The following is a 21829-nucleotide window of genomic DNA, read 5'->3' as shown; positions in this document are numbered from 1 at the left end:
CTTCCCGTAGGGTTCAACCACAACAGCAATAGGAGAAAAGTATGACGGTTGACGTAGGCCCGGTTTACACCAAGGGAAAGTCGTACCGCGCGAGAGCAGAGGCCCGGCAACGGGAGTATCGCAGTATTTCGCTCAGCGAGGGTCATGGCAAGTATGGCCACATCCTTTCAGAAGCGGCTGCCAACAAGGGCAGCAACTTCATCATCAAAGAGGCCTTCGTGGCCGCTCAAGAGCGCCAGCAATCTGGAAAAGGTGTGGCGCCACGCACTTTTGAGAATATGCTCTCTAGCCAAGCCATGTGTTTCAACCTTTTCGCCCCCCTCGCAACTTGGCTAGATCTGGCGACTGAGGTGCTCAAGCCATTCATCGAAGGTCTAAGTGAAGTGACAGCAATCCATATCGAGTACACACCTGACCGCGATGTTTTCAACGACCAAACAGGGCGCGGTGGCGTGGATTGCGATTTGCTCATTGAAGGTCGCACCCACACTGGCTCGTTCGTACAGGTCATTGAAACGAAATTTGTCGAACCCGAGTTCAGTACGTGCGGATTCAGGAAGTCCGGGCGTGCTGCCAAGGACCAAGCTGTGTGCCCCAATGACGTGCCAGTGCGGGAGGATCGCACGTCATGCCTGTACTCGAGAACCAAGGGATACAGATATTGGCAGCGGACAGACGAACACAACATCTTGGCCGAGAGCGCCTTCGAAGAACTGGGCTGCCCTTTTGGCGGCCCACGTTGGCAACTCTGGGTGAACCTCGCTCTCGCTCATGAGGAGGCTTCACGCCGTGATGCCGATGATGTGCGCTTCGCCATCTGTTCATCTTCCAAGAACATCGCGTTGCTGGGCGATGGAGCGTTCCTAAAAGGATTCAGGGCGCTACTCAAGAAGCCAGAGACGGTCTCGCTTATTGACCTTGATGGCCTCCTGATTCACCTCAAGGAATCCGTCCCACCAAACCTCGAAGTGTGGGCGAATGAACTGGCTGCTCGATACGGTGATATCTGAAATCAGAATCTCAAGCCGGGTGATTCCTTTATTGTACCCCTAACGATTTCAGGTTTGAAACTGGGACCGCGGACCCGCTAACTTCGCACCCGAAAAACCGTCGCGCGATTGCGGTAAGTCGTGATCACAACGCACTCACTGTTCACAACAACGTGCAGCCCTTCGAGCTCGTGAATGTCGTTTACGAAGCCGGCCAACCGACGGATCTCACGTTTTCCAACCAGAAAGATCAGGGCGCCACGATGATAGATCTTTCTTCCGTACTGGAGCACTCGCTCCACTTGGGCATAGGAGACGCCTCGTTGAGCCATTCTCAACAGTGCATGGTCTGTGTAGATGATGTGATTCATTTGGCACCTCCCATTTGCGCGGTGGCGTAGAACGCTCGGAAGAGCTCATCGAGCGTACCGTCGTTTTCGATTCGCACGTCAAACAGACCTGGGCGGCGCAGAATCTCGCATTCGTCAACCTCGACCTTTGGCGCATTGATTAGCGACTGAGTGCGACTCAAAAGGACCGTGTGAGCCCCGCGACTTTGGACGGCCTCCAACTCCGCAAACATCCGAATATCGGTGCAAACCACTCGCCTACCTGCAGACAAGTGATGGTCAATCACTTTCAGCCACTGACGAATCCAAATCTGGGGATCGAGTTCTCGACACACTTCGCCGAACTTCCGGAAGACTTCCCGCGGGGTCTTGTTGAGGCGAGGATCCAAATCGTTGCGCGCATCCCCGTAAAGCTGGTCGATGTTGAAATCGAAGAGTTCGCCAACAACATCCTTGATTGGGTCAGCAATCGCCACGCGGACGTAGCCGTGTTGCTCCACGAGCATATCTCCCAGCGTATCTTTTCCCGCGCCTGGATGCCCGGCAATGGCTACCAGACTGGGCAACTCACCGCGCTCCCATTGATAGGATGCGCCACGCGAAAGGTACTTCTCGTGGTCGAAGTTGACCTGTGGGAATGCCGCAGCCACTCCGATATCGAGAATCGGCTCACTGTAAGTATGGCGCCCAGCACTGCTATCGAAGAAGCGACCTTTCGGGTCCACCATCACATAGCTTCCGCGCATATCGTCGTCGAATTCAGGAGTAACTGCGATGTCGAGTTCTTCGAAGATCGGTTGATGACGGTCAACAAACTCTTGGAACGTTTTGGGGTCGATTAAGAGCTCTTCTACGCGACCATCGTTTTGCCCCTCAACGGCACGAACTTCCAAAACTTTCCAACGTTCTGGTCGGGAGATTCGCAGAAAGTCCGAAAAGTCTTCCGAAGAGTTCTTGCTGGTCACCACCGTGTTGATCTTCAGCCGAATTCCCGCGTCCTTGGCGACGCGCGCAATTTCCAGATAGTGCTCGGTTGCGCTCGCCTTATTGTCCTTGCGCGTCGCTCGACCGATCGCTCGGTTGGTTTCTGGATACTGACTGTCAAACGAAATCACGAGCCAATCCAACACGGGCGCGAGCTTCCTCAGCCTCTCTTCGGTCAGCAAGGACCCGTTGGTAACCACCATTGTGGTAAGTCCAAGACTCTTGGCGTGTGCGATGAGCTCATCGATCCACTTCACAACGAAGGGTTCGCCACCAGCGAAAGTCAGCTTTTGGACCCCGTGTTCTGCGAGCGCATCGATGATGCGAATCTGGTCATCGCGCTTTAGCGTTCCAGAAACGTCTTTGAACGTCGCGAAGCAAAAGTGGCAGGCGAAGTTGCACGCCTGCGTGAGGTGATAGTTTGCGGATGGGGGTAATGTGGTTGCCATGAGGACTCCTCTTTAGCGGAAGGAAATCTTCCGTTTTCAAGAGGTCCTCGTTTGAGGAGGCCAGAAAGTGACAAAATAATTTTAGGAAAGTGCGAAAAAATAATTAGCCCCCCTTTTCCAACATCTTATACATCACCCGACACGCGTCCTTGGCGCGTTTCGTTCGTTGTTTTGCCGCGGATAGACTGATTCCTAACTCATCGGCAATCTCTTGGGCGGTCCTTCCCTCCACCACTTTCTGAAGAATCCATTGCTCGTCGGGCTCCAAGCGACATAACACACTCCTTACCAGCATGATGTCCTCCGGAGACAAAGGGTCTCGCCAATTCTGACGGATATGCTCCAACCTTTCCTGACTTCGCCGACAGACTCCCTTTCGACGCCAGTGGTCGATTATATCCTTGCTCAATGCCTCGTGGAAGTACTGGGCCGGATTTTCGTTCCATTCTCCATCGACGCAAATCTCCACTACGGCGTCCGCTGCGATTTCATAAGCGTTGTCATCGCTCACTCCCTTGGTCCGGAGATTTCGCAGCGCGTGTTCAAATTGGGTTGGATAGATTGCCTCGGCGCAATGCTCTGGCCAAGTGGACTCCAAATAGACAGCACCACCAGTGCAACACCCCATGAGTGCCGCGAGCGCAACCATCATGCGCGAAAGGAATCTGCTGTTGACCACCCACTTGTAGATGCCGAAACCCGCGAAGAGCGAAATGAAGGATGCGCAAACCAAATGCCACGTTTCCGCATTTCCCGAATCTTGGTTGAGAACTACCAAAATTGAAAAGAAGAGCAACACTGACGGTCCAAGAACCATGAGCGCTACAACGATACGCGATACACAACCGACTTGTTGATCCTTTTGCTCACCCATTTGGTCTCCCTTGCGCTTCTTTGAACTATGGCAAAGGGTACATGAAAGCCCCACCCAAGTCAGTTGCTTGGTCAGCTTTTTATCCAAGCTGCTTTTGCAGTTCCTCGGCCGCTACTTTACGCTCTCGAGCGGACCCAACCCGAATCAAGTCGATTAGTGCGAACTGAGCATGAAGTTCTGGGTCATTGGACGCCACAACTGGCAGCGACTTGTGAAGTGGCGCAATGACATGACCGCGCAATGAACCCAACGCATTGGGCCAAACGTACGGCTCTGGCTCATCCATCATAAACTCGGAAAGTCCCGGTGCTTGCCAGCCTGCAGCTATGCCACGGACCATAGCCCCTGGCTTAGCAGGGAAGGCATACTTCACACCGTGAATTAAGAATTCCAAGAGATTCCTGCGGATGGGCGACGACGATGGCGAGTTCGACTTCGTCTCGTACTCGGTCTACGACGATGTCGGCCAAATCCAAACGCGATACGACGTCAACGGAGACTCCTATTATCAGGTCGATTTTCGGTGGGAAGACGGAAAATTCATGGGAAGCGAACTTTCCGAAGACGGCGGCATGCCGTACGCAGAGTCCATCCTAACCTATGACGATCTCGACCGGATCATCGTCTATGAAGACTATAGAAACGGCGAACTTCAATCCCGCGTTGAGCTCACACACGATGGGATGGAAGAGACGGCCTATCACGACAATAACGGTGATGGAGTCATTGAATATGAGACAACGTACGTGCACTTAAGGGACGTGGGCTTCTTTGATTCCTACGTCTTCTCATACTACGAAAGAAGAGAGGCTAATGGGTTGGTGAGCGAACGAATCACCCAAACGTATGACGACCAAGAGCGCTTGCTTACTAGTTTCTTGACCACTCCAGAGTCCTCAGAACTCACGACGTACACCTACGAGAACAGCCCGGATGGCCTTGTCACCACGGTCAGGGCTGATGAAGACGGCGATGGTGACCTGGACCAGATTCAGGTTCAGACACATGGACTAGGCTCTTGCCCGGAACCACCAGAACTATAGTTTATCTCAACACATAAGCGCGCTTGCAGTCACTGCGGGTTTTCGGTAGCTAGCCGACTCATCATTGCCGATGACGCCATGAAGCAAATCTTCAATCCAGACGCCAACGGAGACTTGTGTTGCGGATTTGAGTCTGGCGAGAACTCGTACATCGTGACCGGGGGCGTTAAGGCGCCGAGGATGACCGGCGTGGAGAATCTCAGACTCTTCCTGCACAACGGGTCAGTAGACTCGCTAGAACAGAACGTCCGCTTCCACTCATCCCCACACCAGACGGTAGCCGAGGTTATGGCCGATCTTATCGGAGTAACCTCGGATGGTTTTTTGAGCCAACTTCAGGGTCAAAGACGCGGGCAAAGCCGATGAGAGTCGTCCTACGATTGTTGGTTCTTCGCCCAGTGGGGCTTTAGGAATGGCTGGGAACACTACATCCACGTGCGCCCGACGCTGCCCTGCCTGGTCCAAGAATGTGGAAAGCTGACGGAACATGAGCATCAAAGGGTCATTTCGACGCATCCACCAGTTCGCAGAAGGCATAAAGTCCACAAAGTGCATCAGATGATAGTTGAGTTGGTGCCAGAAGTCGTCGGCATTCAAAACGATCCGCTTGTTATCCATCACCCGAAAACAATGGACCTCTTGGAGTTCATCGATTCGGTGCATATTTGCCGTGAGTTCGGTCAGCAACGCCTGGTCGTAGAAAAGCCGCAGCATGGACGGGAACGCCTCGATCTGTAGCGCTTCAAAGTCTGTAAGACGCTCTTTCAGAGCCTCAAACTTCCCAACTGGCATAGCAAACGTATTGGTGGCCGTTCCCATGATCGAGTGCAGCAAAGCCACGTTTGGGGAATGATCTGCATAATGGCGAGCCGCATAGTTGTGGCAAAAGAGGAGGTGCTCGAGGAACGTGCCGTCGGCATGCTCCATCGAAAAATCACACTCTTTGTGCATGAACGAAATCAAGTCAGGGTTCACGTCTGGCTCGGGCGCCGTCGAAACGATGTCCATGTACGAAGACTCGATGGCCTTGGCGGCGACATCGTTCCAGACCGGCTCCTTAGCCAGTTTATCCTTCATCACCGTGCGCTGCAGCGTACCTTCCAGACTACCGAAGATCGTCTTCTGCATGTCGAAGTTCTCCATCGGTACTACCCGGACTCGTCCCGCGTGATCTACGGCACCACCAGCCACAATGGCCGCCTTTCGTTGTATATTTAGGGCTGCATCAATCTGTGCGTGAGTTGTGTTCGCTTGGTTCACTTCTGTCGTCATGCGCATCTCCGTGGGTTCGTTCGCCTTGATATAACAGCTGTAATATAACACGCGTTAGATTTCAAGCATTAAAATAACACCCGTCACATAACATGTGGCACTCGGCACTTTTTGTGCTAATCTCGCCCATATGCCACCGAAGACCAGATATACCAAAGATCACGTACTCGAAGCCGCCCTCGAAGTCGTCCACAAGGAAGGGCTCGAGGCCATGAGCGCACGCACAATAGCCGGTGCTTTGGGTTCCTCCACGGCTCCGGTTTCCGCGGCATTTGAGAATATGCAAGCGCTGCAGGACGCGGTCGTGAACGCGATCATCGCTCAGTTGCTGGCCAAAGTGGACGCTACGGACGCCAAAATAGATCCGGTCCATGGGGCTGCTTTCGCCATCGCACGCTTCACCGCGGACCATCCGCGCTACTACGAGGCGCTCTTTCTGCACAATCACCCTACTCCACCGGATTGGGCGGCACTGCGTTTTGGATTTTCCAAAAACCTCGAATCATCGGCGCGTTACGCCCGCCTAGACGCGCGCCAGCGTGATGCGTTGGCCTGGCGGGCGAGCGTGGTTACGCATGGAATTTGTATAGAAATCTGGTCGGGACGATGGACAAAAACCAGTGACGCGGCGCTAAAGCGGCTGATCGAACAGCTGGTCGAACCCATCATCAAAGCTGCGATGCCCGCAGACTTAGGTGACCTATGAAGCTCATTGTCTCGGTTGGATTGGCACTCTTTTTCTCCATGAACGCGGGTTGTTCCGAAAGCCAAGATCCACCTCCTCCCTTAGATATGTCAGGTTGGACTGACCAAGACTTAAGCACACCCGATTTGCAAAGAGATGATTCAGTAGAAGTAGACTTCGAAGAAGATGTTGCGGCAGACATGTCGACTGAGGGTGAATGGCTCGAGATTTCCCCGATAACTCGGGGCGCACGTCAGGAAACCGCTGTCTTGGCCTTTCAGGACGAAGTCTGGGTTATCGGTGGTTTTGATGACCGAAGCACCATGCTCTCGACCGTAGAAATCTACTCACCATCCGATAAAACCTGGCGTGCCGGCCCAGACCTACCTCTCCGCATGCACCACGCGAATGCCGCGGTGGTCGGCGAGTCCATTTGGATCGTGGGGTTCCTCGTGGGTGGATTCAACGCTGATGGCCGCATCTTTGAGCTTTCGGACAACACCTGGATAGACCGTGGCTCTATGCCTCAAGGCCGCGAACGTGGCGCATCGGTGATGGGAGTTGACGGAACAGATATCTACATCGCGGGTGGGCTCGATGGCGGTGCCGTCAACCGGTTCGACAAGTTCGATACTCAATCTCTGACGTTCGAGACTCTAGCTGAGCTCCCAAGCCCCATGGACCACGGCGCGGGCGCGTTCATGGACGGGAAGATGGTAATTGTAGGCGGACGCAATACGAGCCTTCTGAGCCACACCAATGCCGTTCATCTCTTTGACCCGATGAACAACCAGTGGAGCTCCGGTGCGCTAATGCCTACGTCGCGCGCGGGCGTCGCACACACTGTCCACAAAGGCCGACTATTTGTGATCGGTGGCGAGGGGAATACCGAGTTGCCCAGTGGGGTCTTTGATGCTCTAGAGAGCTATGACCCCACTACGGACACCTGGTCCGTCCACGAACCCATGATCAATCCAAGACACGGGATGGGCGCGGCCTCGATTGGAGACCTCATCTTTGTGCCTGGAGGCGCAGCCGTTCAAGCCTTTGGCGCTACAGAATACTCGGATGCGTTTGAGTTCTGACGGAAAAAAGCCCCGAATACGGTACGCAACGTTTCGTACCGCAAAACTTAGAACAACTCTTGTTCTACGGTCTCCAGCACGAAAGTTTCGCGCTGAATTGAGAGTCCCATCTTCGAATCTTGGCGATGCATCACGTCACGATTGTGAGCTAGAGCCTCACGAAGGTCGACCCAGACAGGCCGCATCCCATTTGCATGCTCATAACTCTCCATCTTTGCTTCACGCAGTTCATGCGCGACGTCACACACAAAGAAATGGGAGGTCATGTGCATCAAGTCGTATTCGGGTTTCCAAAATGGTCTGTATTCTTCGATATACCCGAAGTCCCGCAAAATCTTGATATCTTGAGCTCCGGTTTCCTCCTCGACTTCGCGCCTCAACCCATCGAGCAGTTCCTCGCCATCATCCACACCGCCGCCAGGAAAGCTAAAGTCGTCGTAGCGCTCGGTGTAGAGAAGGAGGATTTGTTCCTCACGCAAAACGATTCCCCTTGCAGCCTGTCGCCTCAAAACTCGAGGGCTCGCTGGCTCTACATCGGGGTGAATCATCGTTTTCAGAAGTCGCATAATAATGCCTCGCTTTGATCGGCGCGCAACCTACACGAATACCTCTATTTTAAAAGACATTTTTCACCCAAGACCTTTGCGGTACGCAACGTTTCGTACCGTAACATGGCACTAGGGAGTTGAGATGCTATTGTTGTCTAGCGCTACCAATGACTGAGCGTAGATGCGCCCGACCATGGATGCGTTCGTCTGAAGGGTAACGGCCGTTTGAGAGAGGATGCCCCCCTCAAAGTGAGCATTCTCATGAATCACAACTTCTCCGGCCACCTGCCAGAAAATATTGGCGGCGGAGGCTCCTCCACTGAGAGTGACTCGCTGCGCCGCGCTGACATCGAGATCGTTCGAGATTTGGAAAATCCAAACATCTTGGGCGCTTCCGGAGATTGTGACGTTGGAAGGAATGGTCACGGATGTCCCCCATCGGTAGAGTCCTGGGGCCAATGTCAAGCCTCCCAGATTGCCATCTGCGAGGTTCAACTCGTCGGGGTTCGTGCGTCCCGCAGCATCCGTGTATGAGGCCTCCATGGCGAGCACAGCAGTGGTGAGATTGACAGGGGTTGGTGACGCGTAATCGGAAGCATAGACGCGCCATGGCATTGAGACAGCGACTGATGTGGCAAACTCGTTGGACGCGTCCGCGATGAATCGCATAGGCACCTGCGCTTGCGAGGTCGTCATTTGCGCCAAGTTCCACAATTGCCGGACCTAGACCATCTGGATTCACGGGGTTGTTGATATCAAGAGCATCTAAATCTGCCCCTGAGTCATCTCCAGAAACGCCGGTGTCTTCATCGACTACCACCATGGAATCGGGGCCCATGTCGCGGGGCACTACGTTGTTTGAACCGTCGTCGTCAGAGCAGCTAAGAACGGCGAGCAACGCAGAGAGAGAAATCCACATAATTTTATACATATTTCCTGCCAGATTTTATCTGAAGGTTCTGGTCCGGAGATGGCTGCGAAGTACCGCTCTATCGAGGATAGAGCGGGATGAAGGCAAACCGCCAGCAAAACATAAGATAGGCACGGACCAACAAAGGCCTAGAAGATTCGACACGAGAATGACTTTACACCAGCCATTCCGTTGATGGTGGCCTTTAGGTCGCGTATAAGGCCCCGAGCGATTCAAGTTAAGTGGGAGGTCCATCTTGAAAGAACCACAAGTTAGAGCGTTTCTTGCCAGCTCATTGGACGGATTCATCGCAGGTCCAAACGACGAACTCGACTGGTTCAAAAGACGTTTACCTTGACGGAGGGCAGCTCTTCAGAGCAGCGCTTGCGGAGGGACTCGTCAACGAGCTCACCCTCACTTTGGTATCCACCCTCTTGGGTGATGGAATCCCGTTATTCGGCGGCGTGAAAGCAGAGCTTCAGCCCGAATCGTGCCGCAACATCGGGGGCGGAATGATCCAAATTCGCTACAAAATTACCTGAGTTGGTTTCTGTGATTCGCCACAAGACGTGCATGTCCGAAGAAAAATGAACAAAATGCGCAACACTTAAGAATTTTGGCCGAAAATGTCTTTGTAACCTTTGTTGCGAGATATTCATGGGAGCCAAAAACAAAAAAATTCATAATCGCCACGAGAGGTGGTGTACCAACTTTGCCCTACAACTCTCATGCGACGTCAAGACCTCGGTGGTGTTGAGGCAACATCTTGAAGTGGATGCTCTTGTTCGAGTCATTCCAACGACCGAGCTGTGGTGTGAACTCACACATGATCTTGTTCAACGAGACGTCATCGTTGAGCACTTTTCGGGATCGGTCAGCAGAGCAGCTTATGGCAATTGTCTGGCTAAAACCGGACACTTGCTTCAGACCTTCGAAAAGGTCACGCTCAAGGAGCGAGGAGACCTTCGAGCACCGATTCTCGTTATGCTCTCCTACCAACGTCCTGATCGACTCTTACGCGAAAAGGGGCTTTTTGAGGAAACTGAAAATCCCGGAATTTGGAAACGAAGACCCCTAAATCTGGGAGGCATGTATTTGGTGGCCACGTCTCACCTGCCAGATGACGGAATCTATGACTGGATGAGAGTGTCCACAAGGCTACCGGAAACAAGCGAGGAGTTTCGTACCGCGATGAGATTGATGCACGAGCAGAAGTTGTCTAAACTAAAGGAGAAACGTTGGAGAAGGTCGTTATGGAATTCTTTATCGATGGCAAATCGCCGATTGAACTCAAGGCCGAACTGGCCGAAGAACGCGCGTTGCGAGCTCAAATCGAAGCTAAGCACGCGCAAATCGAAGCGGAGCGCGCAAAAGAGCGGGAGAAATTCGAGAAAGAGATCGAAAGTCTGAAGTCAGAGATTTCTCGTCTGAAAAAGTGACCAGTTTGCGCTTAATCCAAGTCCAAGATTCTAATTGCTCAATTCCGTCGCTTCGTCCTGTTCCACCGCCGTGTCCTCGTGCATCGAGATGCCCGGCAATGCGTACCATGAGCCGCCGCGATTGGACCAAACACGTGTGTCTCGAAGAACAATATTTCCCGTTCGATTATTCGTGACGAAGAAAATACCGGATCCATGAGCATTGACCTCATTCTCGGTGACATCCACGCCACAAAGCTCCAAGGTCATCTCGTTGCCGTCGTTGTATATCGCGCCGCCGCTTCCACCTCCAGGCGTTCCCGCCTGGGCAGGATTCCCTCCATTACCGATGGCGACGTTGTGGGAGAAGACAGAGTTATAGATGGACCACGAGACGCCAATGCTGCTGATACCTCCCCCGTTTGAGCAGCGGTTCCCAAGGTCCTCCGTGCCCCCAAACGTGCTGTTTACCACGTAGACCGGCAATCCTTCGTACTGCGAGAACACGCGAATCGCGCCACCGCCCACGTCCGGCCCTTCATCCGCGCACACATTGTTGAAGAAGCGAGAATTGATGACCTTCAGACGTCCACCTCTTACCCAGACGGCGCCGCCACCATCATACTCAGTTTCGGCCTTCGAGTTGCCATTGATGAAGGTCAGGTTCTGCAGCGTGAGCCTCGGATGGTCTTGGTTTTGACAATTCGGCGTAGTCCAAGTCTGAGCCTCGTCGCACGTGTTCATGTAGAGGATTCTGTTTTGCCCGCGCCCGCTGAGGCTTACGAGTCCGCCGCCGTCGATCACAATCTCTTCGGAGCTATCATTAACTACCTTTGCCGGGCGTTCGAGCTCGATCGTAAGAGGGTCTGGGCCGCAATCAAAGGTAATGACTCCCCCACTTTCAACGGCCTGAATGAATGCTTCGCCTGTGCAACTTTCCGGGGTGCCGTCTCCTACCACACTGGTCGGGTTTGAAACGTCTTCTAGGCCCGCCTCAAGGGGCACCTGACACCTAATCTCACCACCGGCGGGAGGGCCATCGTCCGGTGACGGAATCGGCGCAACATCGGCCAGAATTGGGTCTGAATCCGTGGCTTCGTCCGAACAACTCAGCACGAAAACACTCAGAATGAAGATACCGATTCGATTCACGTCAAACCTCTAAACAATGGGAGCGTTGCCGTTTTTTGGGCACCTGCTATTGTACACGAGCATCAACGGAGGTCATATGCGATTCTGGTCAGCGTGTTTGACAATTTTTCTTTTAATTTGTGTATTTAGCGGCAACTCATTCTCTCAGACACAGATCGTTTATCAGGATCAGGAGAATCAGGCGGACAAGCAGTCTGATGACACTGAAGAGGCAGCAGCTGACGAAGAGAAAGGCGACGATTCGGAAGCGGAGCCAAAAGCCAAAGCTAAGAAGAAAGGCGAAAAGACAGAGGACGCTGAGGCTGAAGAGTCAGACACTGAATCAGACGAGGAACTCAAGTCTACAGCTGGTGGTATCGACCTCGATGAAGTACCCACCAAGGTTATCGACCTCTAGTCATTCACTTCCGGCGGTTCCGCTCCCCAAATCGTCAGCTTGAGTTCCGCGTCATCAATGAGCTCGAACACCGGGCGACGACCGGATAGCGCCTCACTCTCCGAAATGATGATGGGAACGCCTTCCCCGCGCTTATCCATGATGTAACTGCGCTGCGTTCCATAGACTTCAACGTTCATCGGACATCGCGCCAATAACGATGTGATGAGCTCATTGCGAGCAGCCTGACGTTCACTAAGACTCTCGATGGTCATCGTGTTTGGTATGGAACCAGGGGAATAGATTTCCAGCCTATCACTGAAGACGTGGAGCCTGATTTTGGATGCGTAGATGGCGTAATCACGGTGTGCAACGGCATTCACAACTGCTTCAAAAACGGCGTTCATCGAATATTGAGGAATCTCGATGCGATTCGGCGCCTTGATTGCATAAACTCTCGTGTTTCGCTCAACAAATTTGCATGCCTCCTTTATCTGAACGTCGAGAGGACCCACAATATCCTTGGCATCGAGTTGCTTTGCAGCGTGCCTTTCGGTCCCTCTGTAAAGGACAGCTTGAATGAATGCGTTAGGCAGATGCTGGTGAGGCTCTTCACTAGCCATCAAAACCCCACTTACGGTCGCTCGACTGACTCCCTCGTCCGTGGAAACTATCAGCTTCATCTTCTGCAAGAATTCCAAATCATCCTTCGACGACAATACCCCGCGAAATCGTTGCCATAACTCGGGTTTAAGTGTGTCTACCCCAGTTCCAGGCACAGCCTGCTCGTCAAATCTGATGATCCTCGCCTGACTCCGCTGTTGGAAAAGTCGAGCGAGGGCATCCGGCTTGAGCTCTCGTTTGGAACTACCGATTCTGCGGAAGTAGCCATTCGGGCTTTTATGGACAAAAAGGCTTCTAGGAACGTCCACACGGACGAGGTACTTCTCAACTCCCTCGATCTCGACAAGCACCTTTCGAATCACACAATCGAGCGGTGGGTCAATCAGGTCGTTGGCGATGTTTCGGATCCACGCCTCCGTTGCGTCTAGATTATCCAGTGGAATCCCGATAATCTCACGGCTATCGTCGTCGACTCCTAGCACCACGGTACCGTGCGAAGAGTTCGCCATTGCAGCCAGCTCATCGGCCATGGAGTTGCGATGCGGAGATTTTACCTTAGATCCCTCAAACTCCAGTCTCTTGAGTTCGAAGACTGAATCTTCGCCCATCTCAATTCTTTTCAAAAGTTCAACGGTATCTTGGTTCATTTTAGGATGGATCAATCTAGTGGTTTGCCCGCGCAAGCATACGCCGAGTGAGTACGCGTAGACAAGAACATCCGCCCGGAGTAATTTCCGCGGCGCTATGACTATTCAAAACTTTCCTAAACAAGCTCGTGTCGTCGTCATAGGCGGCGGCGTTATCGGAACCTCGGTTGCCTATCACCTCGCTCATGGCGGGTGCAAAGACGTGGTGCTCCTTGAGCGAAACAAGCTCACGGCAGGCACCACGTGGCACTCGGCCGGCCTCATGGTCACCTTCGGGTCTACGTCTGAAACATCGACCGAGATGCGGAAGTACACGCGCGACCTCTACGCCCGCCTTGAAGAAGAAACGGGCCAGGCTACCGGATTGATGCAAGTCGGCTTCATCGAAGTTGCATCCGACAAGGACCGACTAGAAGAGTATAGACGCGTCTCCGCATTCAACCGGCTCATGGGCATCGACGTCCAGGAAATCTCACCCCAAGAGGTCCTCGAGCTCTTTCCACTGGCCAATGTGGATGATGTCCTGGCGGGTTTCTACGTACCTGACGATGGCCGCGTAAACCCAGTAGACGTAACGATGGCCTTGGGGATGGGAGCCAAGAAGCAAGGCGCGCGAATCATCGAAGACTGTGCCGTCTTAGACGTGATTCACGACGGGCGCTCGGTCAAAGGCGTGCGCACCGAACACGGTGATATTGCGTGTGAAGTTGTGGTCAATTGCGCGGGTATATGGGCCAGGCAGCTCGGGGCCAAATCCGGCGTCAACATCCCGCTACAGGCGGCAGAGCACTATTACTTGCTTACCGCACCCATTGAAGGTGTCTCAAAGTCTTGGCCTGTCCTCGAAGACCCAGCCTCCCACGGCTACTATCGCGAAGAAGGAGGCGGACTGATGCTTGGGCTCTTTGAGCCCGAATGCGCCCCCTGGAAGGTCGGCGGCATCCCAGAAGACTTTCATTTTGGCGAAATCCCACCCGATTGGGACCGCATGACGCCCTATCTTGAACGTGCGATGGCACGCGTGCCAATCACCATGGAAACCGGAATCAAAAAGTTCTTCTGCGGACCGGAGAGCTTTACGCCCGACCTAAAGCCGTGTCTCGGAGAAGCACCCGAATTGCGCAACTACTTCGTCGCAGCCGGTCTAAATTCCATCGGTATCCTCACAGGAGGAGGCGTAGGCCGGGTGCTCGCCCATTGGATCATCAATGGGCAGCCAGATGTCGACATGACGGGCTTCAACATTGACCGCCTGCAGACTTACCAATCCACCCCAGAATACCGGCGAACACGAACCGTGGAGAGCCTGGGGCTCGTCTATCAGTGCCACTACCCTTTCCGCTCAATGAGCACCGCCCGCGGGATCAAGCGTTCGGTCCTGCATGAGCAACTCAAGGCACAAGGTGCCTATTTTAAGGACGTTAGCGGTTGGGAAGGCGCCGACTGGTACGCCGGAGCTGGTCAAACCCCAGACCCCGTGCCGCTCTCATTCGCTAAAACCGAGTGGTGGAGCCATTGGGAGCGCGAGCACAAAGCAGTAAGAGAAGGCGTCATCGTGATGGACATGTCGTTTATGTCCAAATTCGAAGTTCAGGGGAAAGACGCCGGGCGCCTGTTAAACTGGCTTTCCACCAACGATGTGAACGGCGAGCGCGAGCGCGTCACCTATACGCAGTGGTTGAATGGCGCGGGTGGAATCGAGGCCGACCTCACCGTGACGAAGCTCGACGACGAGAGGTTTTTTGTGGTCGCCTCGGACACGTGCCTACGCCACGTAGAAACCTGGATGCGCCGCCATTTCGAAGGCTCACACGCCTTTGTAACCGACGTCACAAGCGGCTGGACACAGCTCAACATTCAAGGCCCCAAGTCCCGCGAACTCTTGCAAAAACTTACCTCCGAAGACCTCTCCAATGACGCCTTCGGCTTCCGCACATCGCGGTTCATCGATATCGGGTTCGCCCAAGTCCTTTGCCAACGCATCACGTACCTTGGCGAGCTCGGCTACGAGCTCTTCATTCCCACCGAGATGGCCGCTCACGTGTACGAACGCATCGTGGATGCAGGTGAGCCACTCGGGCTTGTCCACGCGGGCCTCAAGGCGCTCGCAAGCTGCCGAATGGAGAAAGGGTACCGAGACTGGGGGCACGACATCGACAACACGGATGACGTCCTCTCTGCTGGACTGGGATTCGCCTCCGACTTCAACAAGGACGGAGGCTTCTTGGGCAAAGAGGCACTTCTCGCTAAGAAAGCGCAGGGGCCGCTCAAGAAACGCATGGTTCAGGTGCTTCTAGACCACCCAGACGCCCTGCTCTTCCATGCGGAGCCGGTCTTGAGGGATGGTAAAGCTTTGGGTTACGTGCGCTCAGCGTCTTATGGGTGGACGCTTGGAGGCGCGGTTGGACTCGCGATGTTGGAATCAGACGAACCTATAACGAATGATTGGCTCTCTTCTGGGAGTTGGAAGGTTCAGGTGGCCAACGAACTAGTCCCGGCGCGCGTTTCCTTGCGCCCCCTATATGACCCTCTGAGTCAGCGAGTTAAATAGTCGCCAGAAAGCTGAAGCGCCATGCATAGTGGAGAGTCGACGAATTAGCCCAAACGCTCTATCGTCCTCCCAAACAGACTGAAACCGACAAGGTTAAGTTATGAAGGATTTGAATAGCAAAGAGCTGGAGCGTCTGCAGGCAGTCAGGGACCTGCGCGTCTTAGATACTGAACCAGATCCGATCCTCGACGGAATCACACGCGCTGCAGCGGCACTCTGCGAGGTGCCTGTCTCGCTTGTCAGCATCGTTGACTTGGATCGTCAATGGTTCAAATCACAATGTGGAATAGACGTTGCGGAAACTGCGAGAGACGTTGCACTTTGCAGCTACGCTATTCTCAGCGACGAGCCACTGGAAGTTCAAGACACCTTGGAGGATCAGCGGTTCAAGAACAACCCCCTCGTGACTGGCCCTCCCCATATTCGATTCTACTTTGGAGTTCCGCTAGTCGGGAGCGCAGGATATCGATACGGCACGCTTTGTGTCATCGACTTTGAACCCAGAGATCTCAAACCCTCGCAAAAGCTCGCCCTGAGGGAACTCGCTAAATCTGCGCTTCGTGTCCTTGAATCGAGTCGAGAAAGGGACCAACGCATTGTAGACAACTTGGTTCACGCTCAAACCCTTGCTACATTACCGTCAGCAGTAGTCACGTGTCTGGGGCAGGACGTTCCCGTTGAACTCAATGATGTCGCGATCAGTTGGTTCGGGATGAACAACCAAGGCATGCCGCTGAGTCAATGGTACGGCACTCACGAGTTGCTCCTTCCTGATTCTGAAACTCTACTCAGTCTTGATGACCACCCCCTTCAAGCGGCTTGTTCCGGGACATTGTTTAGAAACCGCACGCTTCTGCTCAAAATCCCCGGCGCATCTGCGCGCGTTGTGAATTGTTCAGCGAACACCATCCAAGGGCCAGACGGTATGGTGCGAGGTGCCGTCATGGTGATGAACGACGTCACTCAGATGCATACGCTAGTTGGGACCTTGGCCGAAGAACGGCGCCGTTTGGCGACCATCATCGAGGGCACTCATGCGGGTACATGGGAATGGAACCTTCAAAGCGGAGAGGCGCGTGTTAACGACCGTTGGGCGGACATTGTTGGCTATACCCTTGCAGAGTTGGAACCTTTAAGTTTCGATCTTTGGGAGAGACTGATCCATTCCGATGACGTTGAGAAGTTCAGAACGGCCATGAAAGGCCTTGAATCCGAGATGCCAGACTTCGACATAAGATATCGTGTGGCGCACAAAAACGGTCACTGGGTTTGGGTGCATGACCGCGGCCGCGTTCACCAGTGGACCGCTGATGGCGTACCCTTGGCGGTATCAGGAACCCGGCTCGACATCTCAGATCTTAAGCTCATTGAAGAAAAGGCACGACTGGAAACCGAGAAATTCTCAGGAGCCTTTGAATCCGCCGCCCACGGGTTCGCCCTGGTTTCCTTGCAGGGAGCTTGGATCGATGTCAACCCGGCCCTTTGTCACATGCTTGGATACTCTCGCAAGGAACTTCTTGTTACGAACTTTCAGTCCCTGACCCACAAAGAAGACTTGGACAAGGACCTTGAGCTTCTTCAAGAAGTCCTCGCTGGAATTCGAAGTACTTATCAAATGGACAAACGATACTTCCGCAAGGATGGGTCCTTCCTCTGGGGACGGCTCTCTGTATCGCTGGTTCATGATGCCGATGGCCACCCACTTCACTTCGTCTCCTTGATTCAGGACGTTACCGCGGAGCGAGTCGCCAAAGCACAACTGATCGAGAAAGAACAACACACAAGAACTATACTTGAATCGGTTGGAGATGCGATTCTACTCGTTGATGCAAAACTCAAGATCAAGTACGCGAACTCGGTTGCGTTAACTCTCCTTGGAGTGGATATCGCAGAGGTTTTGGAAAAGCGGATTCTCGACGTCCTGGTACTTCGCAATGAAGACGGAAAGGGTGAGAACATTGACATGTCAAAGTTATCGCCGGCTTTCGCAGGCTCGTTGAGTCAAAAGTCGGACCTTGTCGTGCAGAGTCAAGGTAGGCAAATCCCTGTTTCCATCATGGGAACACCGCTTGGCGAGGACGAGCATCCGGATATACTTTTGGTCATTCATGACACGAGTGCCGAGCGACAACGAAGTTTGAATTCCGATCTTCTCGCGCAAATTGATCCTCTGACCGAACTGGCCAATCGTCGAGGCTTTGAGCGTGCCATCGAGGACACGATAGCTTCAGCTTCCAAGCACTCCAGTCTCGCTCTGATAGACCTAGACGAGTTCAAAGGAATCAATGATACGCACGGCCACGCCGCAGGAGACGCACTTTTGCGTGAAGTCGCAAAGCGGCTCAAATCGGCAATACGAAAAGATGACGTCGCTGCCAGAATCGGTGGTGATGAGTTTGCCCTGGTACTTCCAGGCTGCCCAAAACACCGCGCAATCGAGATCTCCGAACATGTCCGGTCGCTGATTCAGGATATGGCAATTCCGTGGGAAGAAAGCCAACTCACAATCTCGGTGAGCGTGGGCGTCGCTATTTTTGAATCCGGCATTGACCAAGAATCACTGATGAGTGCCGCGGACGATGCCTGCTACCAAGCAAAACGCGCCGGCAAAAATCGCGTGGTGGTTGTGCAGATCTAACTCGACCACGCTCCCATCGGCCCGAGGTTATGCACGTCTTGATACCCTTTGGACACCAAGATGGACCGAGCGCGGCCGCTCCTAGCGCCTGACCTGCAGTACACCACCACAGGCTTGTCCTTGGGCAACTCCGAGGCACGCTGATCGATCTCAGAGGCCGGGATATTCTTGGCTCCCTTGATATGACCGGAACTGAACTCCTCAGGGGTCCTCACATCGACGAGCACAGCTCCCGACTCGACGAGGGATCGGGCCTCTGCGCCGCTAATCGTTTTGCCCGTCATGACCTTCTTGAGTACGAGCATCACCACGAACAAACCAACCAATATACCGAGCGTTTCCATCGACATCTCTGACCTCCGCGTGGAGAACTATTGCTTAGAGAGTAATTTTTCGCGCAAGGTTTCAAATGCGTGTCGGTAGAGCTATTCTGCCCATACACTCGCGCGAGCTCCCACTGTGAATCGACTCATCATTGCCTTTTTTCTAGCGGCCTTAGGACCTAGCTGCACCAACGACTCTGCCAATGCAAACACAGCGGACTTGGGTTTGCCGGACTCCGCCTTTTCAGACATGCCAGTCGAAGATGATCAGGGTACAACTAACGAAGCGGACGACGGCGATGACTCAGACTCGCCAGACCAGACTGCCTCGCCCGATCAATCCGCGGACTGCTGGCTCCCCGCGCTAAACTCCGAGATTACTCGCGTCCAGCCTATGACAGGAATTGTGCTCTGGGAATCGAGTTGGAATTCGAACGCCGTAAAAACCGAGCCTGGAAACATCGCACTTGAGTTCGCTTACGCCTCGCCGGGAGCAATCTCCACCGGTCCCGGAACCTACGACTGGAGAGCTTTTGACGCCCTCCTCGACCGCATTGCGAGCCGTGAAAATCAAGCCATCATCAGGTTCCACTACGTCTGGCCCGGCCGCCCCACAGAGGTCCCTCAATGGATCAAGGATAGCGCAACGTATCAGGAAACTACTGGTACCACAGAGGGTCAGACTACCTCGTTCCCAGACTGGTCCAGCGCTACGCTTCAGCAGTTTCATCTAGACTTCTTCGAAGCCTTTGCCGAGCGGTATGACTCTGACCCCAGAATTGCGTTCTTGCAGGTCGGCTTCGGGTTATGGGCCGAATACCATATATACGAAGGGCCACGTGAAATCGGCCAAGAATTTCCGTCTCACGCATTTCAAGAGACTTTTCTCAATCATCTTGACCAGCATCTAGAAGATTTGATTTGGAGCGTTTCCATTGACGCTGGAAGCTCCTACTACTCGCCATTCTCCATTAACCAAGCCCTGAGGGACTTGCGATTCGGAGTCTTTGACGACTCGTTCATGCACTCTGAGCACGACGGCTATAACACAGACATGTGGAATTTCTTCGACCACTCGGCAAGGTATCAACGAGCCCCTCACGGCGGAGAGTTTTCTTACTATTCCGCATTCGACCAGGAGAACGTTCTCAACTCAGACGGCATCCATGGACGAACTTTTTCGGAAGAATCCCAAGAGTTCCACATCACGTACATGATTGGTGATGGCCAACCCGAGCACCAAAGCACCGCCAGAATTCGAGAGGCAGGGCTGAACACCGGATATGCTTTCCGCGTTACGCACTTTGAAATCTGCGAAGAATACTCGGAGGTTCACATCACCAATGAAGGCGTGGCACCGTTCTACTACGAAGCCTGGGTTGAGCTGGGCGAAGAGCGAAGTGACGCCAGCTTGCGCGGCCTCCTGCCTGGCGAATCCAGGACTTTCAGATTCAATTCTGGCTCACCAACCCAAAACGCCCCGGCCATCCAGCTGAAGTCCGAGCGCCTGCTTCCCGGGCAAAGGCTGGAATTCAATGCGACACTCGCGGGCTCGAGGTAGGCGATGCGACAAGTTCATGACAACCTTTGGATTTTTGACCAGCCCTTGCGATTCTTTGGCGTGGAAATCGGAACTCGGATGAGCGTGGTACGTTTTGGTGATGACCTTCTTCTCCATTCACCCATCGCCCCCACACCCGAATTGAGGCGAGAGATGGACGCTCTTGGCCAGGTCAAGTGGGTGGTCGGGCCGAACAAATTCCACCATCTCTACCTTAAACCCTGGATGGACTTGGGGGCTCACGCGTGGGCGTCTCCAGGTCTCGCCCAAAAACGCAAAGACCTACAGTTTGAGGGCCTGCTAGACGCCCACCTACCTTGGCCGGACGAGCTTGAGGTTAAAGTGCTGGAGAGCCTGCCATTTGTGAACGAAGCAGTGTTCTTTCACCAGCCTTCCAAGACGTTGATCGTAACAGACCTACTCTTCAACATTCCCAAAACCGCCCCACTGCTAACACGATTGGCTTTGGGTTTAGGCGGCGCGTACCCTGGCCCGAGCGCTAGTAATCTCGAGCGCTTGGCAATGAAGCGTGATGTGGCTCGCAATGAAATCCGAACGTTGCTGGACCACGCCCCCGAGACCATCGTGCTCGCCCACGGTCAAATCATTGCTGACGATGCCACGGCCAAACTTCATAAAGCGTATGGGTGGTTGGGTGATTTCTGATAGCGCACCTCCTCCAATGGCCCCGCATCCTAAGTTTCGCTTCGAGCGAGTGAGTGCATGCCAGATAAGAAAAGAGGATTCAAAGGCAACAAGGCCGCCCTTCCAAGTAAAACCTGCACGGTCTGCGGCCTCACAATGACGTGGCGCAAGTCATGGACCAAGAACTGGGAGGATGTAAAGTACTGCTCGGAGAGGTGTCGTCGCAACAAGTCACAAGCCTCTGAAGGTGAACCTACGTGAAGGAGCCGGTTGAAATCACATTGGCCTCGGACCGACGAACGCGGTACGCCCAAATCAAAGAACACTTTCCCGAAATTCAAGGCAACGAGAGCCAATGGGACGGCACGCGTGAGGCGGCGCTCAAGGCGCTGGCAGCTGTCGACCCTCTGGCGAGGTTACGCGCCTCTCCCCTTATTTTCGGCACGGAGTGCTCACACTGCGAGAAGCCGCCGAATTTGCCGTCGGAAAGTATCGTGAAGGTGCGTACAAATTCGTGTTTGAATTGGCTTGGCGAGACTTCTGGCGCCGAGTCTGGGAGAAGCGAGGCACTGGTATGTGGCTCGGCACACTCGACCATGTCGAGTTTGTGCAGGAGCCTGCGTTTGTGAACTACAAGGGCCCAGTGTCCAGGTTCACGAAATACTGGAAGACGGTTCAAGGACAATGGTTTCCAAAAACCTAAGG

The 21829-nt window shown here is 53.7% G+C and carries 23 protein-coding genes; 13 read left to right on the top strand and 10 right to left on the bottom strand.

The genetic code is table 11. From position 1 onward, the window contains the following. The first annotated feature begins 41 nt into the window (after positions 1–41). The gene (locus FRD01_RS00710) at positions 42–1010 is read left to right on the top strand and encodes a PGN_0703 family putative restriction endonuclease (RefSeq protein ID WP_146956699.1); all 969 of its coding nucleotides are present in this window, start codon (positions 42–44) and stop codon (positions 1008–1010) included. 77 nt (positions 1011–1087) lie between these two features. On the opposite strand, the gene FRD01_RS00705 is transcribed toward FRD01_RS00710, so the two are convergent. From FRD01_RS00705 to FRD01_RS00690, 4 genes are all read right to left on the bottom strand, one after another. After that, the gene (locus tag FRD01_RS00705; RefSeq protein WP_146956697.1) at positions 1088–1360 is read right to left on the bottom strand and encodes a DUF4258 domain-containing protein; all 273 of its coding nucleotides are present in this window, start codon (positions 1358–1360) and stop codon (positions 1088–1090) included. Then, on the bottom strand, positions 1357–2772 hold the full coding sequence (locus FRD01_RS00700) for a viperin family antiviral radical SAM protein (protein ID WP_146956695.1): 1416 nt from the start codon (positions 2770–2772) through the stop codon (positions 1357–1359). Before FRD01_RS00700 ends, FRD01_RS00705 begins: the two co-directional genes overlap by 4 nt. A 103-nt stretch (positions 2773–2875) precedes the next feature. Beyond that, positions 2876–3646, bottom strand: coding sequence for an RNA polymerase sigma factor (locus FRD01_RS00695; protein WP_146956694.1), 771 nt, complete (start codon positions 3644–3646; stop codon positions 2876–2878). A 79-nt stretch (positions 3647–3725) separates the two neighbouring features. Continuing rightward, entirely contained in the window at positions 3726–4040 is a 315-nt protein-coding gene (locus tag FRD01_RS00690) for a hypothetical protein (RefSeq protein WP_146956692.1), read from the bottom strand. Positions 4041–4053: 13 nt separating this feature from the next. On the opposite strand from FRD01_RS00690, the gene FRD01_RS00685 reads away from it, so the two are divergent. Continuing rightward, positions 4054–4689, top strand: a complete 636-nt coding sequence (locus FRD01_RS00685) for a hypothetical protein (protein WP_146956690.1) — start codon at positions 4054–4056, stop codon at positions 4687–4689. 258 nt (positions 4690–4947) lie between these two features. Here FRD01_RS00685 and FRD01_RS00680 read toward each other — a convergent pair whose 3' ends face one another. Then, positions 4948–5961: a hypothetical protein gene (locus tag FRD01_RS00680; protein WP_146956688.1), complete on the bottom strand. Its 1014-nt coding sequence runs from the start codon at positions 5959–5961 to the stop codon at positions 4948–4950. Positions 5962–6091: 130 nt separating this feature from the next. On the opposite strand from FRD01_RS00680, the gene FRD01_RS00675 reads away from it, so the two are divergent. Together FRD01_RS00675 and FRD01_RS00670 are read left to right on the top strand one after the other, a co-directional pair. After that, entirely contained in the window at positions 6092–6667 is a 576-nt protein-coding gene (locus FRD01_RS00675; protein ID WP_146956687.1) for a TetR/AcrR family transcriptional regulator, read from the top strand. After that, on the top strand, positions 6664–7731 hold the full coding sequence (locus FRD01_RS00670) for a Kelch repeat-containing protein (RefSeq protein WP_146956685.1): 1068 nt from the start codon (positions 6664–6666) through the stop codon (positions 7729–7731). The genes FRD01_RS00675 and FRD01_RS00670 overlap by 4 nt, the downstream gene beginning before the upstream one ends. A gap of 47 nt (positions 7732–7778) precedes the next feature. On the opposite strand, the gene FRD01_RS00665 is transcribed toward FRD01_RS00670, so the two are convergent. Both FRD01_RS00665 and FRD01_RS00660 read right to left on the bottom strand, forming a co-directional pair. Continuing rightward, on the bottom strand, positions 7779–8297 hold the full coding sequence (locus tag FRD01_RS00665; protein ID WP_146956683.1) for an NUDIX domain-containing protein: 519 nt from the start codon (positions 8295–8297) through the stop codon (positions 7779–7781). A 111-nt stretch (positions 8298–8408) separates the two neighbouring features. Next, on the bottom strand, positions 8409–8948 hold the full coding sequence (locus tag FRD01_RS00660; RefSeq protein ID WP_249755896.1) for an ice-binding family protein: 540 nt from the start codon (positions 8946–8948) through the stop codon (positions 8409–8411). Between the two features lie 525 nt (positions 8949–9473). Between FRD01_RS00660 and FRD01_RS00655 the strand changes: the two genes are divergently transcribed. Then, complete coding sequence (locus tag FRD01_RS00655) at positions 9474–9731, top strand: dihydrofolate reductase family protein (protein WP_146956679.1); 258 nt, start codon at positions 9474–9476, stop codon at positions 9729–9731. 711 nt (positions 9732–10442) lie between these two features. Then, the gene (locus FRD01_RS00650) at positions 10443–10628 is read left to right on the top strand and encodes a hypothetical protein (RefSeq protein ID WP_146956678.1); all 186 of its coding nucleotides are present in this window, start codon (positions 10443–10445) and stop codon (positions 10626–10628) included. 30 nt (positions 10629–10658) lie between these two features. Here the strand turns inward: FRD01_RS00650 and FRD01_RS00645 are convergent, their stop codons facing one another. Continuing rightward, positions 10659–11759, bottom strand: coding sequence for a hypothetical protein (locus FRD01_RS00645; protein WP_146956676.1), 1101 nt, complete (start codon positions 11757–11759; stop codon positions 10659–10661). Positions 11760–11835: 76 nt separating this feature from the next. On the opposite strand from FRD01_RS00645, the gene FRD01_RS00640 reads away from it, so the two are divergent. Further along, complete coding sequence (locus FRD01_RS00640; protein ID WP_146956674.1) at positions 11836–12156, top strand: hypothetical protein; 321 nt, start codon at positions 11836–11838, stop codon at positions 12154–12156. Here the strand turns inward: FRD01_RS00640 and FRD01_RS00635 are convergent. After that, entirely contained in the window at positions 12153–13367 is a 1215-nt protein-coding gene (locus FRD01_RS00635; protein WP_249755895.1) for an ATP-binding protein, read from the bottom strand. The two genes, FRD01_RS00640 and FRD01_RS00635, sit on opposite strands and share 4 nt — an antisense overlap. A gap of 136 nt (positions 13368–13503) precedes the next feature. Here FRD01_RS00635 and FRD01_RS00630 point away from each other — a divergent pair, with 136 nt between their 5' ends. Next, positions 13504–15957, top strand: coding sequence for a GcvT family protein (locus FRD01_RS00630; RefSeq protein WP_146956670.1), 2454 nt, complete (start codon positions 13504–13506; stop codon positions 15955–15957). A gap of 100 nt (positions 15958–16057) precedes the next feature. After that, positions 16058–18595 carry a PAS domain S-box protein gene (locus FRD01_RS00625; protein WP_146956668.1) on the top strand — a complete coding sequence of 846 codons (2538 nt, stop codon included), beginning with the start codon at positions 16058–16060 and terminating at the stop codon, positions 18593–18595. Here FRD01_RS00625 and FRD01_RS00620 read toward each other — a convergent pair. Next, positions 18592–18945, bottom strand: a complete 354-nt coding sequence (locus FRD01_RS00620) for a rhodanese-like domain-containing protein (protein ID WP_249755894.1) — start codon at positions 18943–18945, stop codon at positions 18592–18594. The two genes, FRD01_RS00625 and FRD01_RS00620, sit on opposite strands and share 4 nt — an antisense overlap. Before the next feature lie 109 nt (positions 18946–19054). Between FRD01_RS00620 and FRD01_RS00615 the strand changes: the two genes are divergently transcribed. The 4 genes from FRD01_RS00615 (at position 19055) to FRD01_RS00600 (ending at position 21827) form a co-directional block, all read left to right on the top strand. Then, positions 19055–20479: a DUF4832 domain-containing protein gene (locus tag FRD01_RS00615; protein ID WP_146956667.1), complete on the top strand. Its 1425-nt coding sequence runs from the start codon at positions 19055–19057 to the stop codon at positions 20477–20479. Positions 20480–20482: 3 nt separating this feature from the next. Beyond that, positions 20483–21145 carry a DUF4336 domain-containing protein gene (locus FRD01_RS00610; protein ID WP_146956665.1) on the top strand — a complete coding sequence of 221 codons (663 nt, stop codon included), beginning with the start codon at positions 20483–20485 and terminating at the stop codon, positions 21143–21145. A gap of 57 nt (positions 21146–21202) precedes the next feature. Further along, positions 21203–21385: a DUF2256 domain-containing protein gene (locus FRD01_RS24805; RefSeq protein WP_146956663.1), complete on the top strand. Its 183-nt coding sequence runs from the start codon at positions 21203–21205 to the stop codon at positions 21383–21385. Between the two features lie 187 nt (positions 21386–21572). After that, positions 21573–21827, top strand: coding sequence for a hypothetical protein (locus FRD01_RS00600; RefSeq protein WP_146956661.1), 255 nt, complete (start codon positions 21573–21575; stop codon positions 21825–21827). The last annotated feature ends 2 nt before the right edge of the window (positions 21828–21829 follow it).

Origin of the sequence: Microvenator marinus, assembly GCF_007993755.1 — a bacterium.
In the GTDB taxonomy this organism is placed as follows: domain Bacteria; phylum Myxococcota_A; class Bradymonadia; order Bradymonadales; family Bradymonadaceae; genus Allomicrovenator; species Allomicrovenator marinus.
This window is presented reverse-complemented; position numbering and strand designations above follow the sequence as displayed.

Bases quoted from the DNA above. Each gene is read 5' to 3' on its own strand.
- FRD01_RS00710 (WP_146956699.1), top strand. From the start codon at position 42: ATGACGGTTGACGTAGGCCCGGTTTACACCAAGGGAAAGTCGTACCGC.
- FRD01_RS00705 (WP_146956697.1), bottom strand. From the start codon at position 1,360: ATGAATCACATCATCTACACAGACCATGCACTGTTGAGAATGGCTCAA.
- FRD01_RS00700 (WP_146956695.1), bottom strand. From the start codon at position 2,772: ATGGCAACCACATTACCCCCATCCGCAAACTATCACCTCACGCAGGCG.
- FRD01_RS00695 (WP_146956694.1), bottom strand. From the start codon at position 3,646: ATGGGTGAGCAAAAGGATCAACAAGTCGGTTGTGTATCGCGTATCGTT.
- FRD01_RS00685 (WP_146956690.1), top strand. From the start codon at position 4,054: ATGGGCGACGACGATGGCGAGTTCGACTTCGTCTCGTACTCGGTCTAC.
- FRD01_RS00680 (WP_146956688.1), bottom strand. From the start codon at position 5,961: ATGACGACAGAAGTGAACCAAGCGAACACAACTCACGCACAGATTGAT.
- FRD01_RS00675 (WP_146956687.1), top strand. From the start codon at position 6,092: ATGCCACCGAAGACCAGATATACCAAAGATCACGTACTCGAAGCCGCC.
- FRD01_RS00670 (WP_146956685.1), top strand. From the start codon at position 6,664: ATGAAGCTCATTGTCTCGGTTGGATTGGCACTCTTTTTCTCCATGAAC.
- FRD01_RS00665 (WP_146956683.1), bottom strand. From the start codon at position 8,297: ATGCGACTTCTGAAAACGATGATTCACCCCGATGTAGAGCCAGCGAGC.
- FRD01_RS00660 (WP_249755896.1), bottom strand. From the start codon at position 8,948: ATGCGATTCATCGCGGACGCGTCCAACGAGTTTGCCACATCAGTCGCT.
- FRD01_RS00650 (WP_146956678.1), top strand. From the start codon at position 10,443: ATGGAATTCTTTATCGATGGCAAATCGCCGATTGAACTCAAGGCCGAA.
- FRD01_RS00640 (WP_146956674.1), top strand. From the start codon at position 11,836: ATGCGATTCTGGTCAGCGTGTTTGACAATTTTTCTTTTAATTTGTGTA.
- FRD01_RS00635 (WP_249755895.1), bottom strand. From the start codon at position 13,367: ATGGGCGAAGATTCAGTCTTCGAACTCAAGAGACTGGAGTTTGAGGGA.
- FRD01_RS00630 (WP_146956670.1), top strand. From the start codon at position 13,504: ATGACTATTCAAAACTTTCCTAAACAAGCTCGTGTCGTCGTCATAGGC.
- FRD01_RS00625 (WP_146956668.1), top strand. From the start codon at position 16,058: ATGAAGGATTTGAATAGCAAAGAGCTGGAGCGTCTGCAGGCAGTCAGG.
- FRD01_RS00620 (WP_249755894.1), bottom strand. From the start codon at position 18,945: ATGTCGATGGAAACGCTCGGTATATTGGTTGGTTTGTTCGTGGTGATG.
- FRD01_RS00610 (WP_146956665.1), top strand. From the start codon at position 20,483: ATGCGACAAGTTCATGACAACCTTTGGATTTTTGACCAGCCCTTGCGA.
- FRD01_RS24805 (WP_146956663.1), top strand. From the start codon at position 21,203: ATGCCAGATAAGAAAAGAGGATTCAAAGGCAACAAGGCCGCCCTTCCA.